General features: G+C 60.5%; 14 protein-coding genes. 6 read left to right on the plus strand and 8 right to left on the minus strand.

Annotation, left to right across the window (positions count from 1 at the left end):
- The first annotated feature begins 190 nt into the window (after positions 1 to 190).
- Positions 191 to 1177, plus strand: coding sequence for an alpha/beta fold hydrolase (locus NA647_RS09720; RefSeq protein WP_272889631.1), 987 nt, complete (start codon positions 191 to 193; stop codon positions 1175 to 1177).
- A gap of 120 nt (positions 1178 to 1297) precedes the next feature.
- Here NA647_RS09720 and NA647_RS09725 read toward each other — a convergent pair whose 3' ends face one another.
- The 3 genes from NA647_RS09725 to NA647_RS09735 are packed head-to-tail and all read right to left on the minus strand — an operon-like array spanning position 1298 to position 2772.
- Positions 1298 to 1696: an ATP-binding protein gene (locus NA647_RS09725; protein WP_256057497.1), complete on the minus strand. Its 399-nt coding sequence runs from the start codon at positions 1694 to 1696 to the stop codon at positions 1298 to 1300.
- A 15-nt stretch (positions 1697 to 1711) separates the two neighbouring features.
- Positions 1712 to 2296, minus strand: coding sequence for a PAS domain S-box protein (locus tag NA647_RS09730; RefSeq protein WP_256057498.1), 585 nt, complete (start codon positions 2294 to 2296; stop codon positions 1712 to 1714).
- Positions 2297 to 2307: 11 nt separating this feature from the next.
- A complete protein-coding gene (locus tag NA647_RS09735) occupies positions 2308 to 2772 on the minus strand; it encodes a response regulator (RefSeq protein ID WP_256057499.1) in 465 nt (154 codons plus the stop codon).
- A 460-nt stretch (positions 2773 to 3232) separates the two neighbouring features.
- Here NA647_RS09735 and NA647_RS09740 point away from each other — a divergent pair, with 460 nt between their 5' ends.
- Both NA647_RS09740 and NA647_RS09745 read left to right on the plus strand, forming a co-directional pair.
- Positions 3233 to 4174 (plus strand): alpha/beta fold hydrolase, encoded by a 942-nt coding sequence (locus NA647_RS09740; RefSeq protein WP_256057500.1) that lies wholly within the window; start codon positions 3233 to 3235, stop codon positions 4172 to 4174.
- Positions 4175 to 4407: 233 nt separating this feature from the next.
- The gene (locus tag NA647_RS09745; RefSeq protein WP_256057501.1) at positions 4408 to 5538 is read left to right on the plus strand and encodes an aldo/keto reductase; all 1131 of its coding nucleotides are present in this window, start codon (positions 4408 to 4410) and stop codon (positions 5536 to 5538) included.
- Positions 5539 to 5552: 14 nt separating this feature from the next.
- Here the strand turns inward: NA647_RS09745 and NA647_RS09750 are convergent, their stop codons facing one another.
- The 4 genes from NA647_RS09750 to NA647_RS09765 form a co-directional block, all read right to left on the minus strand.
- The gene (locus NA647_RS09750; protein ID WP_256057502.1) at positions 5553 to 6494 is read right to left on the minus strand and encodes an alpha/beta hydrolase; all 942 of its coding nucleotides are present in this window, start codon (positions 6492 to 6494) and stop codon (positions 5553 to 5555) included.
- A 132-nt stretch (positions 6495 to 6626) separates the two neighbouring features.
- Positions 6627 to 7850: an MFS transporter gene (locus NA647_RS09755; RefSeq protein WP_256057503.1), complete on the minus strand. Its 1224-nt coding sequence runs from the start codon at positions 7848 to 7850 to the stop codon at positions 6627 to 6629.
- Positions 7851 to 8026: 176 nt separating this feature from the next.
- Positions 8027 to 8551 (minus strand): ankyrin repeat domain-containing protein, encoded by a 525-nt coding sequence (locus NA647_RS09760; protein ID WP_256057504.1) that lies wholly within the window; start codon positions 8549 to 8551, stop codon positions 8027 to 8029.
- Between the two features lie 127 nt (positions 8552 to 8678).
- The gene (locus NA647_RS09765) at positions 8679 to 10070 is read right to left on the minus strand and encodes a cytochrome B6 (protein WP_256057506.1); all 1392 of its coding nucleotides are present in this window, start codon (positions 10068 to 10070) and stop codon (positions 8679 to 8681) included.
- A gap of 294 nt (positions 10071 to 10364) precedes the next feature.
- Here NA647_RS09765 and NA647_RS09770 point away from each other — a divergent pair, with 294 nt between their 5' ends.
- Positions 10365 to 10577: a DUF3820 family protein gene (locus NA647_RS09770; RefSeq protein ID WP_131651155.1), complete on the plus strand. Its 213-nt coding sequence runs from the start codon at positions 10365 to 10367 to the stop codon at positions 10575 to 10577.
- 105 nt (positions 10578 to 10682) lie between these two features.
- Here NA647_RS09770 and NA647_RS09775 read toward each other — a convergent pair whose 3' ends face one another.
- On the minus strand, positions 10683 to 11213 hold the full coding sequence (locus tag NA647_RS09775; protein ID WP_256057507.1) for a hypothetical protein: 531 nt from the start codon (positions 11211 to 11213) through the stop codon (positions 10683 to 10685).
- Between the two features lie 298 nt (positions 11214 to 11511).
- Between NA647_RS09775 and NA647_RS09780 the strand changes: the two genes are divergently transcribed.
- Positions 11512 to 12633, plus strand: coding sequence for a beta-ketoacyl-ACP synthase III (locus NA647_RS09780; protein WP_256057508.1), 1122 nt, complete (start codon positions 11512 to 11514; stop codon positions 12631 to 12633).
- A 96-nt stretch (positions 12634 to 12729) separates the two neighbouring features.
- Positions 12730 to 13938, plus strand: a complete 1209-nt coding sequence (locus NA647_RS09785; protein ID WP_256057509.1) for a porin — start codon at positions 12730 to 12732, stop codon at positions 13936 to 13938.
- Positions 13939 to 14043: the final 105 nt, after the last annotated feature.

Here is a 14043-nt window from a genome sequence, read left to right on the forward strand (position 1 = left end):
GGTGAAATAATCGCTCTGTAGCCTCGACGAACCCTTACGCGGCTTTGCGCTCCATTTAGCAGAACCGTTGTGCTTGAGCCTTTGCAGTCCAGCTTTGCTGTCGCTACGGCTCCCAGCGACTATCCCAATGACCTCGCGGCCACGCTGCCGCTACAAGGAGTGATGCGTGAAGAAAGTCCTACCCTCGTTGATGTGTGCCGCCGGCCTCGCGCTGGTCCCCTCGCTGCATGCCGAACAACGACCGGCCTATGGACCGCAGCTGGAAGGCTTCAGCTATCCGCATCCCATCGAGCGCTACGAGTTCTCATCGCAGGAGAAGGCGCTGTCCATGGCCTATATGGATGTCGAGCCCGAGGGAAAGGCCAATGGCCGCACCGTTGTGCTGTTGCATGGCAAGAATTTCTGCGCCGCGACCTGGCAGGAGACCATCGCGGTCCTTTCCCAAAATGGCTACCGGGTCATCGCGCCGGACCAGATCGGCTTCTGCAGCTCCAGCAAACCGCAGGGCTATCAATTCAGCTTCGCTCAGCTGGCGCATAACACCCAGGCGCTGCTGCAATCACTGGACGTGGATCGGGCCACCGTCATCGGCCACTCCATGGGCGGCATGCTGGCGGCGCGGTTTGCGCTGAACTATCCGAACATGGTCGAGCAGTTGGTGCTGGTCAATCCGATCGGTCTGGAAGACTGGCAGGCCGAGGGCGTGCCTTACGCGCCGATCGATCAGCTGTACCAGGGCGAGCTGAAAACTGACTTCGACAAAATCAAGGCCTATCAAAAGAAGTTCTACTACAACGGCAACTGGAAGCCCGAGTACGACCGTTGGGTGAACATGCTGGCGGGCATGTATGCCGGGGAGGGCAAGGAGATCGTCGCCTGGAACCAGGCGCAGACGTCAGAAATGCTCTTCACCCAGCCGGTCATCCATGAGTTCGAAAAGCTCAGCATGCCGACGCTGTTGCTCATTGGTGGCAAGGACCGCACCGCGCCCGGCGCCAACCGCGCGCCCGAGGAAGTGGCGCAGCGCCTCGGCAATTACCCGGAGCTGGGTCGGCAGGCTGCCGCACTTATCCCCGATGCCACGCTGGTCCCATTCCCCGAGCTCGGTCATTCGCCGCAGGTTGAAGCCCCGCAGGTGTTTCACAAGGCGTTACTGAACGGGCTCCGGGCGCGCTGATTGATTGCTGCGCTGGCAGCGCGTTGCTGCCAACACTGGCGAACGTTGCGGCCATCGCGACTGTGCCTGGGTCAACTGCCTTACTGAGTGACCGCTACGCTGTCGTCCCACGTCCGGCGCTCAGTAGGGAAAGCTGATGGTGACCTGGGCACCGTTCTGGTTGCGCCGGGTTACGGTCGCCCTGAAGCTTCGCGCCAGCGCACCGATCAGTTCCATACCCTTGGCTCCACCGCGTGGGGCGTCGTCGGCGAGGGCTTCTTCGCTGAAACCACGGCCTTGATCGGCGACGCAGATCTCAGCCATTCCCGGCCCGGTCTGCCTGACGGTGAGAAACACGCGATCCACTCCGCCGTGCTTGATGGCATTGATCATCAGCTCATTGACGATCAAACCGAGGTTGGAAGCGGTCTGGAACGGGACCTTAACGGTCTGTGCCTCGGTCACCAGTGTGGCGCTTTCGCCGCTCTCGATGCTCAAAACGTTGCGTGCCAGATTGGGCAGGTACTCGGCGAGGTCCACCGTACCGCTGGTGTATTAGTGCAGCTCGTTCTGCACCGCGCCGACACCGTGAATGCGACTGATCGCACCCTGTAGCAGGGTCTTCGCTTCATCTCTGCGGGCGCGGTTCTTGGATAGCTGCAGGAAGGAAATAATCAGCTGCAGGTTGTTTTTGACCCGATGGTTGAGTTCGGCCAGCAATACCCGCTGATGCTCTTCGAGGTCGCGCTGCTCGGTGATGTCGATGCAACTGCCGAAATAACCGGCGAACTCGCCGTTGCGAAAGAAGGGCGCGCCGTTATCCAGGAACCAGCGGTAAACGCCATCGCTACGGCGCAGTCGGTAGGGCATGGTGAAGGGTTCACGAGCATCGAAGGCGTCTGTGTACGTCGCCACGCAGCGGTCGAAATCGTCCGGGTGGACGTCTTCTGCCCAGCCATAGCCGAACAGTTCTTCTTGGGTCTTGCCGGTAAAATCCTGCCAAGGTTTGTTGAACCAGTCGCAGAGTTTGTCAGTGCGTGAACGCCAGATCATGACCGGGGCATTGTCTGCAAGTTCGCGAAACTCGCGCTCGCCCATGCCATCGATCTGCCCGCTCCCAATGCTGTCCGTCTGGTTCATGTTCCGGGTCCTTAACAATCGTTGGCTTGGCCAGGGGAAAAGATTTCCAGTGACGCCGGCACGCGTATCGGCAACACCGGCCGGCCATTGAGCAACGCCTGCGCGATGCTTACGCTAAGCGCCAGGTCGCCTGGCTCGTACGGCTTACGCAACAAGCCTAGCGCGGCATCGGCGTTACTGCGCGCCGCCTCGAGCTGACCACTGACGAACACCGAGGCGATACCGTGCCGCTTTAGTAGGCTACGGGCGAGCGATATGCCTTCATCATGTCCGGCAAGGTTGATATCGACGAGTGCAATGTCGGCGCTCTGGGTTTCGGCAAGGGCCATGGCTTGCTCATCGTCATAGGCGGGACCGACGATCTGATGACCTTCGTCCTCCAACGCTGAGGCGGCTATCAGCGCGAGAATGGGATCGTCTTCAACCAACAGGATACGTATGGCTTCCTTTTTTTCGATATCGAAAGAGAGTGACAACCGTCTCGTGGCCTCATGAACTGGCAGACGGCAGGGCGCGAAGTGTAGCAACGACAGCACGCCTGACGTGACCGTTGGCTGCTGCGATGATGGCCACTTAGAGAACGGATGATGGCACCAGTTCCATGATGGTTCGCCAGGCCTTGATGTTTGCCGGATTCGGACGTTCGTCGGCGTCCCGACAGCCTTTATAGCCGCATTATTTGCCAAAAGCTCCGGCCATGCTTCGCTCGTTGTGGTGGGCTGAAGCGGAGCGCCGCCCGGCCCACCCTACTAGCCCACCCAACTGGCATCGTCACAAAGAGTAGGGCGGGCAGCGCCTTGCTTGCCCACCAGAATCACTATCTCAGCGTCCGGTGCGGTGAAGGCGGTTGGTATCCCAACGGGTTCTACGGCTGTGCTGGCCAAAATCCGTCCAAGCGGGCAAGGTTGCATGAGGCCCACGGAACGACGATCAGCTATGCCCAAACACATCCTTTTGCCGTGCCGCGATGGTTATCAGCTCGCCGCGCAACTCTGGCTGCCGCCGGGCGAGGCGCGCGGTTCGGTGATCGTCAGTAGCGCGACCGGCGTGCTGGCGCGCTACTACGCCCGGTACGCCGGCTTCCTGCGCGAGCAGGGCTACACAGTGCTGACTTATGACTACCGTGGCATCGGCGGCTCACGACCGGCGAACTTGCGCGGCGCAGGTATCCGCTGGCGCGACTGGGGCGATTACGATTTCGATGCGGCCGTGCGCTGGATGCGCCAGCGCGACCCGGATGGTTTGTTAGTGGCGGTGGGGCACAGCATCGGCGGCTTCCTGCCGGGCTTTGCCAGGGCCGCGACCGAGGTCGACCGCTTTCTCAGTGTCGGCGCGCAGTATGCCTACTGGCGTGATTACGCTGCCGCGCAGCGCTGGCAGATGTTCGCCAGATGGCATCTATTCATGCCAGCTGTGACCGCGCTGTACGGTTATTTTCCAGGCCGGCGGCTGGGCTGGCTGGAAGACCTGCCGGCCGGTGTCGCGCAGGAATGGGCGTTTCGCCGGGCGCGGCTGGAGGCCAGCTATCCACCGAACGAGCGCGCCGAGGTTCTGCAACGCTTCGCGGCGATCCGTGCGCCGATACTCGCGGTCAGCATGAGTGACGATGAATATGGAACCCCGCCGGCCATTCGCCGTGGCCTGGATTACTACCGCAACAGTCACCGGCAGCACGTTCAGCTCAGCCCGGCGGCGTTGGGCATGCAGAAGGTCGGGCACTTCGATCTGTTTCGTGAGCGCCACCGCGACGGCTTCTGGCAATCGACGCTGGAATGGATCGGCACGGGCCACAATCCTTGGCCGCTGTTCGAAGCCCTTGCGCCTGAAGCGCCTGCCACGGTCGAGCTGGTTGCCAACCGCGCTGCCGATCCCGGTTGATGCGTGGGGCATCATTTCTTTGCTTCATGCAACCTCTTGGCGCTCCCTGCGTTTATGCACGTGAATGTGCAGCTTTTCGCTTAGCCCGTGGTGGACAGATAGATAACCGACCAAGCAGCTGCCTTGTTGAATCGGATGAATGAAAGGGTTCAGGGGAAACCCTCGCAGGAACCTGGGGTCGCTAGACAGACGCCCTTTTTGATGTCTATCGATCAACGCTACGGAGGTTTCGCATGCACCGTCGCTCCTTTATCTCGACCGCTGCGCTAGGCGGAATTGGGCTCGCCTTGTCGCCTATGCTGGCACATGCCCAGACGCGGACCGACAGCACAGGGGCAAGCCAGTCGGCCAACAGCCTGCCGATGAACAGCGGCAATCATGAGCGGTACCGGCCTTTGTATCGCTTCGGTCTCGGCGGTGCGGTCGGGCTGGGTGACATGCGTCGTGAAATGTCCGAGCAGCAGGCGCTGATGTTGTTGCAGGAGGCTTGGAAACTTGGGGTTCGCTACTACGACACCTCGCCATGGTACGGCCTCGGGCTCAGCGAGCGGCGCCACGCCATGCTGCTCTCGGCGCGCGAGCATGACGCCTACATACTGTCGACCAAAATTGGTCGTCTGCTGAAGCCCGAGCCTGGCTATTCTCACGACAACTGGAAGGGCGTGAACAACTTCAACTACGAATATGACTACACCGCGGCGGGTACCCGTCGCTCCATTGAAGACAGTCTGCAGCGCATGGGCGTGCCCAGCTTGGATGTGGTGTTCATACACGACCTGTCGCCGGATAACGTCGACATGGGTGAGGGCTGGAAAGAGCACTTCGAGGTGGCGGTCAAAGGTGCGATGCCCGAGCTGGTGAAAATGCGCGAAGAGGGACTGATCAAGGCCTGGGGCATGGGGGTCAATACGTTGCCGCCCGCGCTCGGCGCCATTGAACGGTCGGACCCGGACATCATTCTTTCAGCCACTCAATATTCGTTGCTCAAGCATAAGGATGCGCTGAATCAGCTGTTTCCGGCGGCGGAAAAACGAGGGGTTTCGATAGTCGCCGGAGCGCCGCTCAATTCCGGGTATCTGGCCGGTAACGACTATTTCAATTACAGCCAGGACGTGCCGCCCGAGATTCAACAGAAGCGAGAACGCTATCGCCAGCTGGCCCAAGAGCATCAGGTAGATCTTCGGACTGCGGCGTTGCAATTTGCCAATGCACCTTCAGTGGTCTCGGCGATCATTCCCGGCGCCAGCAAGCCCGAGCACGTGCGCGAGAACGTTGCCTCCATGTCCGTCCAGGTGCCGAGCGAGTTCTGGTCGGCAGCCAAGCAGGCCGGGTTGATCGAAGAGAACGCGCCGACTCCCGATTGACGATAATGCTGCGCTTAGCCCGCCGCGTCTTTCTCGTCCATCGGTGCGTCGCCTAGCTGACTACCACGATCGTCGAGCAGTTCGTCCAGTGCGCTGCGATAGGCCTGTCGCCCAAGCCGCATGCTGTTGTTGTGGGTGCCGCCTTCGATCAGCAACAGGCGTTTGGGCGGCCGTGCGGCGTCATAGAGTGCTTCGCTGAAGCGTGCCGGCACGTATTGATCGGCCGTGCCGTGCACCACCAGCAGAGGCATACCGACCTGGTGGATCTTGTCGATGGAATCGAATTTCTGCGACAGGAGCCAGCGGATTGGCCAGGACGTGTCGGCCACTTCGGTGGCGATGTCGGCCAGGTTGGTAAAGGTGGACTCGATGATCAGCGCCCGCGCATCCGGCGCCTCGCCGCGACGCTCGGCCTCGCGGCCAAGCTCGGCGGCCAGATCCACGGCTACCGCTCCGCCCAACGAATGGCCATAGATCAGGCGTTTGTCAGCGTCGGGCTGAAGCGTTTTCAAGTGATCCCAGGCGATGCGCGCATCCTGGTAAACACTCGCTTCGGACGGCAGCTCGCCGAGGCTTTGGCCGAAGCCGCGGTAATCGATGGCCAGTATCGAAAAGCCCAGCGCACGAAGCTGCTCGAGGCGAAACAGATGACCGGTGAGATTCCAGCGCGAGCCATGCAGATAGAGCACTGCGGGCGCGTCGGCCTGCGCCGCCGGCCACCACCAGGCGTGGATGTTCTGACTGTCACCGAACGCCGGCGTGGTCAGCTCCAGCTCCTCGACGCCATTCGGCAACCCGCGGTACCAGCTGGCGGTGCCGGGCTCGATGCGAAACACTAGCTCGCGCTCCTTCTGTTCGAGCATGGAACAGCCGACTGGCAGCAGGGCCAGCAGCGCTGCCATGACCAACGAGGCGAACATTCGGGTTCGGGTGCGAAACAACGGGAATTTCGACATGACGGCTCAGGTTCCTCCTGCTGAGCCGGCATTGAGCGTGCGGTCTGCCGGCTACGCAAGCGGTGGGTGAGAAGAAGTCTTTACCGTAGATTACGGCGCCGTTCGGGTTGATCGTCTTGCCAGCTTGGCTGCTCAGTCACAGGCCGCCGCAACGCTAGCGCCATGCGCGGGTTCGTTCCGTGCCGTCCAGGCCCACCAGAACACCAGCAAACCGGCCGCTCCGGTCGCCGCGCCGATGTAGCCAGTCGAGGTCCAGCCGAGACCAGCGCTGATGGCCAACCCGCCAAGCCAGGGACCGAGTGCGTTGGCGATATTGAATGCGGCATGGTTGGAGGCCGCCGCGAGCGTTTGCGCATCGGCGGCGACGTCCATCAGATGCGTCTGCAGCGCTGGCGACAGAGAAACCATGGTGCCCACCGCGAAGGCCGCCGGCAGGATGGTCCATAGCGAGTGCGCGGCGAAGGGGAAGACCAGCAGCACTGCGATGCTCCAGAGCAGCAACAAGGGAATCGCCTTGAAGCGCAACCGATCGAACAGCCAGCCGCCAAACAGGTTGCCGATGATGCCGCCCAGGCCAAAGGCGGCCAGGCCTACGGGAATCCAGCTTTCGCTGACGCCGGTGACCTCCAGCAGCGTCGGCGCCAGATAGGCGAAAACACAGAACATCCCGGCAAACCCGACGGAGCTGATCGCCAGCGCCAGCCAGACCTGTTTGCGGTTGAAGTCACGCAGCTCGCGCATCGGGTTGGTGCGTGGTTCGTTGCGGTCGAGCGGCAGGAATATCGCCACCAGCAGCACCGTCAGCAGTGCGATCAGTCCCACCAGCCCGAATGCCCAGCGCCAGCTGAGCCATTGTCCGAGCCAGGTGGCGATGGGGTTGCCGATCAGCATGGCGATGGTCAGCCCGGCCAGTACACGGCTGACCGCCTTGGCGCGCTGATCCGGCGCCACCATCGAGGCGGCCACCAGCATCGCCACGCCGAAGTAGGCCCCATGAGGCAGACCGGCAATGAAGCGGAACAGCATCAGTGAGTGATAGTCCGGCGCCATGGCGCTGGCGAAATTGCCTAAGGCGAAGAAGCCCATCAGCAACAGCAGCAAATGCCGGCGAAACAGCCGCGCGCCGAGAATCGCCAGCAACGGCGCCCCGACCACCACGCCCAGCGCATAGGTGCTGATCACATGCCCTACCTGCGGCTCGCTGATGCCTAGGCCCAGCGCGACGTTAGGCATCAACCCCATGATGGCGAACTCGCCGGTGCCGATGGCGAATCCGCCCATGGCCAGTGCTAGTTCGATCAACAGGATGGCGCGCGGCGAAAAGCGCTGCGTCGACGGATTGGCGTGCGCCGTCATGGTTGGCCTCGGATGGTATTGGAAAAGCGCGGGATTATCCCGATAAGGCGCCCGGAAGGGGAGGGCCGCCGATGATCGATTCAGAACACAGAGATCGAACGGCGGCGCGATGGTTCAACGGCGCGCCACGGATCGTCGTTCCCGGCGACCCGTAGAGAGCAGGAATGCCCGTGTCGTCAGCTGCCGATCTTGCTCAGCAGCGCGTGGGTATCGGCGGCACCCATCAGCGCCGCGGCGGCGAGTGGCGTGGCGCCGTTATTGTCGGCAGCCTGAGGGTTCGCGCCCTGGGCAATCAGGTGCTCGACGATCTCGGTGCGGTTGAACATCGCGGCAATCATCAGGGCGGTCTTGCCATCGGGCGATGCGCCCTCGACGTCAGCGCCATGTTCGAGTAACAGCTTGATCATCGCCAGGTCGCCTTTGAAGGCTGCTCCTGCCAAGGGTGTCTGGCCCTTGTCGTTGCGCAATTGAGGGTCGGCTCCGTTTTCCAGCAGCACGCGCGCCGCATCACGATGCCCATGGTAGGCGGCGAGCATCAACAGACTGTCGCCGTTGTGGTTGCGGATATTCGGTGGCAGACCGCGGCCAAGGAGGTCGGCGAGGCGCGCGGCGTCTCCTTGACGGGTGCTGTCGAACACCTGCTCGGCAAAGGCGAGGGCGGCGTCGTCCAATTGGGGCTTGGGTTTGTCGGCTTGGCTCATGCTGGCTCCTCGATATGCACTACCGCTGGCCTCGATTGGCCAGCGGTCGCCATTGTGCCAAGCGCTGCGCCGGTTGGCGTGCTTGCATCGGCTATCCGGCGCATAGACCGGTTTTATCGGTTGGTGTTCAAAGGGTGCGCAGAAAGGCCACCAGATCGGCCTTCTCGTCTTGGTTCAGACCGCGCTGCAGCACCAGGTTGAAAAACTCCACCGTATCTTCCAGCGTCAGCAGGCGCCCATCGTGCAGGTACGGCGGCGAATCCTTGATGCCGCGCAGCGGGAAGGTCTTGATCGGTCCGTCGCCCACCGCCATTACCCCGTTGTATTCCTGCGGTTCGTAAAATCGCTCGGTCTGCAGGTTATGCATCAGATGGTCGGTGTAGTAGGGCGGCACATGACAGCCGGCGCAGGCGCCCTTGCCATGAAATATCTGCTCGCCACGCAGTTCCTGCTCGCTGGCCTTGGCAGGATCGAGACGGCCTTCGACGTTGAGTTTAGGTGCCGGTGGGAAGTCGAGCAGGGCCTGAAACTCGCCCATGAAATGCACCTGGCTGCCGCGTTCGAGCACGTTCACGCCTTTCTTTGCGGCCATAACGATATCGCCGTCGAAGTAGGCCGCGCGCTGCTCGAACTCGGTGAAATCCTCCACGGTCTTCAGCGCCCGCTGCGAGCCGAAGATTTGCTGGACGTTCACGCCGCGCAGGGTCGGGGTGTCGATGCGGTGGCGGAATTCCTGTGGCCGAACATCGCCCGCCAGGTGAGTGGAGGCGTTGGTGTGACCGTTGGCATGGCAATCGAAGCAGGCGACGCCCGTGTGCGGATGCTCGCTGCGACGGTCGTCGGTGGCGTTGAATTGCTGTTGCGGAAAGGTCGTGACCAGCAGCCGCAGGCCTTCTAGCTGTTTGGGATTGAGAACTCCGTTGAACATCTCGAAGTAGTTGCGGATGTTCACCAGCTTGCCCTGGGATACATCTCCCAAATCTGGTCGAGTAGTGAGGTAGATCGGTGCCGGGAACTCCGGCAGGAAATGATCCGGGAGATCGAAATCCAGATCGAAACGGGTGAGGTCTCGGCCTTCTATTGCGTTGACCTCATCGATATGGAACTGCGGGAAAACCATGCCGCCTTCGGGATGGTTGGGATGCGGCAGAGGCATGAAACCGGCCGGAAAGCGTTTCTGCTGGCGAATCTGCTCGGGGCTGAGCTTGGCCAGTTCCTCCCAGTTGCCGTCTGCCAGCTTGACCCGCACGCCAGTCTGTATCGGCTTGCCGCGAGCCATGGTGATCTCATCGTCGGGCGTGTCGCTGAGGTCGTAGCGCTGCTCGAGCAGGCTCATGTGGGTTTCGCGGATGGCCGGTTTTTCCTCTTTCATGCGCTGCATGATCGAGTCGAAGTGCTCGGTGATTCTCACCGGGTTATAGCTGGATGGCTTTTCTCCGTCGGCCCCATGTACGCATGGCAAGACGAGGGTGGCGCCGAGTGCAACGGCCAGGCGCCAGGGGACTCTGCAGGTTTTCATTATTATTTTCCTCACGGGCTGGTAGGTACTAAAGGCCTAGAAGCGAATCGCAATGTGGGAAAATAGGCTCAGGCTATCGCGGCGATAGTCTCTTCGCTATATAGCGGTCATGTACGCGCGCAGCGCACGTCTGCCCTGAACAAGCGCATTTTCGATAGCGCATTGCCTTATAGCCGGATTAAGGAAAATCGCTGCTTTTATGTAGAAGCGATCCAAGCCACAGGTGCCGTAACGGATCTGTCGAAGCCGGGTGGCTGTGGCAATATTCCGCTCCCGCTGAATCGAACGCCGCACATGAAACCCGAAGACCTCGAACGCCTGGTGACCCAGACCATGCCCTACGGCAAGTACAAGGGGCGATTGATCGCCGACCTGCCGGGCAACTACCTCAACTGGTTCGCCAGGGTGGGTTTCCCGCCAGGAGAAATCGGCCAGTTGCTGGCGCTGATGCAAGAGATCGATCACAACGGCCTGTCGCCCCTGCTCGATCCGCTACGCCGACGCTGAACCCGTAGAGCCGAATTTATTCGGCCGGTTCTGCTGAGGGCCGATTGATAAAAGCGGCATCACGTTCCACCAAGGCCGAACAAGTTCGGCCTACGGTGTTGTGAGTTATTCGCTGAGTTCCGCCTGCAGCGCAGCCAACGCAGGCGTGGCGTAGAGGCCGACTTCCACGGCCAGCGCCATTACCCGTTCGACATCGCTGGTGTACACGAGCACCGCTTGCAACTCGTCATCCAGCGGTTCGCTGAAGTCCACCAGTACGTAGCCGCCCTTCTCGGGGTAGAGCGCGCCGAGTTGCGTCTGGATGCGGTTGAGCGCCTTTAGAGGCTCGGTCTTGGCTAGCTGTTTGGGTTGCAGCACGAAGTTGACGCTCTCGCCGAACGAGGCGCGAATCTGTTCGAACAACGTCTGATAGTCGTCGGCCTGGAACAGCACCGTGTCCGGCAGGCTGCCTACGACGACCCATTCGCCCAGTGGTATGGGGAAGTCGTCGTCGTAGTTGATATCCGGATTGGCCTGCAGAAAGCCCTGGGGATCGGCATAGGCCTGCGCGGCTTCGTCGGCGACGCGGTTGATTTCCTCATCGCTCATGCAGCCGGAACTGATCAGGCGGATCAATTCGGCGAGTGGGTCTTTCATCGGACAGTCCTGGCTCGTTGGGCGCGCAAGAATAACGTAAGCCGGTTGCGGCCGGCAGCAACCGCCCTGATGAGCGATATGGAGCGGCACCGGAGGCCGACAGCGTGGCCGGCGCTACGATTGCCGACCTGTGATCTGCTTGTCCGCTTTTCAACGCGCGGCTGCAGCTTCTGTCAGGTTTTCGTGCACAATAGCCGCCATATAAAACAGATGCGGGATGAGGCTAGCGATCGGCGCTGCCGGCATCGCTCTGTTCCGACGCCAGACAACGATCAGCCAATATTCAAGAGGAACGACTGTGCATAACGTCGTCATCAGCGGTACCGGCCTTTATACCCCTGCCCAGAGCATTTCCAACGACGAGCTGGTGGAATCCTTCAATACCTACTCGCTCCGCTTCAATACCCAGCATGCCGCTGCCATCGAAGCTGGTGAAGTGCAGCCGATGCCCGAATCCAGCTCGGCCTTCATCGAGAAGGCGTCCGGTATCAAGAGCCGTTTCGTGACCGACAAGGCCGGCATCCTCGATCCCGACCGCATGGTTCCGCGCATTCCCGAGCGCAGCAATGACGAGTGGTCGATTCTTTGCGAAATGTCGGTGAAAGCTGCCGAAGAGTCGTTAGCCAGAGCGGGCAAAACCGCCGCGGACATCGATGGGGTGATAGTGGCGTGCTCCAACCTGCAGCGTGCCTACCCGGCGGTAGCCATCGAAGTGCAGGCGGCACTGGGCATCAAGGGCTTCGGCTTCGACATGAACGTGGCCTGCTCCTCGGCCACCTTCGGTATCCAGAACGCCGCAAACGCGGTGCAACTGGGCCAGGCGCGGGCGGTGTTGATGGTCAATCCCGAAATCTGCACTGGTCACATGAACTTCCGCGATCGCGACAGCCACTTCATCTTTGGCGACGCCTGCACCGCAGTGATCGTCGAGCGCGCCGACCTGGCGACCTCCAACCATCAGTGGGATGTCATCAGCACCAAACTGGTGACGGAATTCTCCAACAACATCCGCAACAACTTCGGCTTCCTCAACCGCACCGCCGAGGAATACATGACCAACCCGGACAAGCTGTTCGTCCAGGAAGGTCGCAAGGTGTTCAAGGAAGTCTGCCCGATGGTGGCCGAGCTGATTGGCGAGCACCTTAAGGAAAACGATATTGAGGTCGGCTCGGTCAAGCGCTTCTGGCTGCATCAGGCCAACCTCAACATGAACCACCTCATCGTGCGCAAGTTGCTGGGTCGCGACGCCAGCGCCGAAGAGGCGCCTGTGATTCTCGACACCTACGCCAACACCAGTTCGGCCGGCTCGGTGATTGCCTTTCACAAGCACCAGGACGACCTCCCGGCTGGCAGCCTTGGTGTGCTCAGCTCTTTCGGTGCTGGTTATTCCATTGGTAGCGTGATCCTGCGTAAGCGCTGATCCCGCGTCCGCTGCCTCTCAATCCGGGAGGCGGCGGGCAGCATTTCCCTTCTCGTCTGCTTTCAGCGGTCCGCTTGAACCGCTCTGCAATGTACATTGCAGAAAGTTCCCACGACTTTGAACTGTCATATTGCGGCAAATCTTCTGTCACATCGGCTTCCCATAATCGCCTCCGTCGAACAAGACGACGTCATGTCACTCGCAGGACGACGTTTCATAACCGAAGGAGCTTTTCCGATGAAGAAGAAGTTGATTGCGATTGCTGTTGGTGCTGCGATGGCGGTGCCTGTTGTAGCAATGGCCGATGTTAATTTTTATGGCCGTGCGCATGTATCGGTGGATTACCTAGATGATGGCGCCGATTATTCCGAAACCAACTTGTCGAGCAACTCTTCGCGCCTGGGTTTCAAGGGCGATCATCAGATCAACCCGGATCTGAATGCTTTCTTCCAGATTGAACAGCAAATCAACTTCACTACCGGCAGCAGCGATAGCGGCAGTACAAGTTTCGCTACCCGCGACACCTTTGTCGGTCTTGGCGGCAACTTCGGTGCGGTACAGCTCGGTCGTTTCGACAGCCCGTTCAAGGTCGCCCGTGGTCCTGCCAACCTGTTCGGTGACCAGGTCGGTGACATGCGCAACCTGACTCGTTTCGGCAATGGCCGCTTCGACGAGCGTTATGACAACACCATCCAGTACACCACGCCGACCATGGGCGGTTTCAACGCCAAGCTGGCCTACTCGATGTATGAAGGCCAGTGGGCTGTAGAAGATACAGACAGCGATGCCATCAGTATGTCGCTGAACTACGCCGGCGGCCCGCTGGAGGCTGCCCTGGCATACGAGAAAGTGGAAGAAGATGCATCCCGTGGCGAGCGTGACGGTATCCGTGCCGCTGCTGCCTACAAGCTGACCGATGCCTTCAAACTGGTGGGCTTCTATCAAACCGTTGATCACGACTCCCCGATTGAAGCCAGCCGCGATGCGTGGTCTTCCGACGTCTATGGTCTGGGTGGCGAATTCGCGGTTGCCAAGAACACGGCTCTGAAGGCCATGTGGATGACCCGCGATTCCGACGCTGATGATGCTGATGCCGATATGTGGGTCGTGGGTGTCGAGCACAAACTGGACAAGGCTGTTCGTGTTTATGCCAACTATGCGGTAATCGATAACGACGACAACTCCGGACAAGTTCCATGGGAACAGGCCCGTTCGGCAAATGTGCGTAGTGACGCAGCGCTTGGCGTGGCTGCAGCGGGTGAAAAGGCTTCGGGCCTCTCTGTAGGTCTGCGCTACGACTTCTAATTACGCTTCGCGCAATTAGTAAAAACAAACCGGGCTGCTCCTCCAGGGACAGCCCGGTTTGTCATTTAAATGAAATTTTTCAGTCTTATTATCGTTTCCAGAGTG

The organism is Stutzerimonas stutzeri, from assembly GCF_024448985.1.
Lineage (GTDB): Bacteria > Pseudomonadota > Gammaproteobacteria > Pseudomonadales > Pseudomonadaceae > Stutzerimonas > Stutzerimonas stutzeri_AP.

What these genes read in the sequence shown, in the direction of transcription:
- NA647_RS09720 (WP_272889631.1), top strand. Translation starts at nt 191, where the DNA reads ATGTGTGCCGCCGGCCTCGCGCTGGTCCCCTCGCTGCATGCCGAACAA.
- NA647_RS09740 (WP_256057500.1), top strand. Translation starts at nt 3,233, where the DNA reads ATGCCCAAACACATCCTTTTGCCGTGCCGCGATGGTTATCAGCTCGCC.
- NA647_RS09770 (WP_131651155.1), top strand. Translation starts at nt 10,365, where the DNA reads ATGAAACCCGAAGACCTCGAACGCCTGGTGACCCAGACCATGCCCTAC.
- NA647_RS09755 (WP_256057503.1), bottom strand. Translation starts at nt 7,850, where the DNA reads ATGACGGCGCACGCCAATCCGTCGACGCAGCGCTTTTCGCCGCGCGCC.
- NA647_RS09765 (WP_256057506.1), bottom strand. Translation starts at nt 10,070, where the DNA reads ATGAAAACCTGCAGAGTCCCCTGGCGCCTGGCCGTTGCACTCGGCGCC.
- NA647_RS09750 (WP_256057502.1), bottom strand. Translation starts at nt 6,494, where the DNA reads ATGTCGAAATTCCCGTTGTTTCGCACCCGAACCCGAATGTTCGCCTCG.
- NA647_RS09730 (WP_256057498.1), bottom strand. Translation starts at nt 2,296, where the DNA reads ATGAACCAGACGGACAGCATTGGGAGCGGGCAGATCGATGGCATGGGC.
- NA647_RS09775 (WP_256057507.1), bottom strand. Translation starts at nt 11,213, where the DNA reads ATGAAAGACCCACTCGCCGAATTGATCCGCCTGATCAGTTCCGGCTGC.
- NA647_RS09745 (WP_256057501.1), top strand. Translation starts at nt 4,408, where the DNA reads ATGCACCGTCGCTCCTTTATCTCGACCGCTGCGCTAGGCGGAATTGGG.
- NA647_RS09760 (WP_256057504.1), bottom strand. Translation starts at nt 8,551, where the DNA reads ATGAGCCAAGCCGACAAACCCAAGCCCCAATTGGACGACGCCGCCCTC.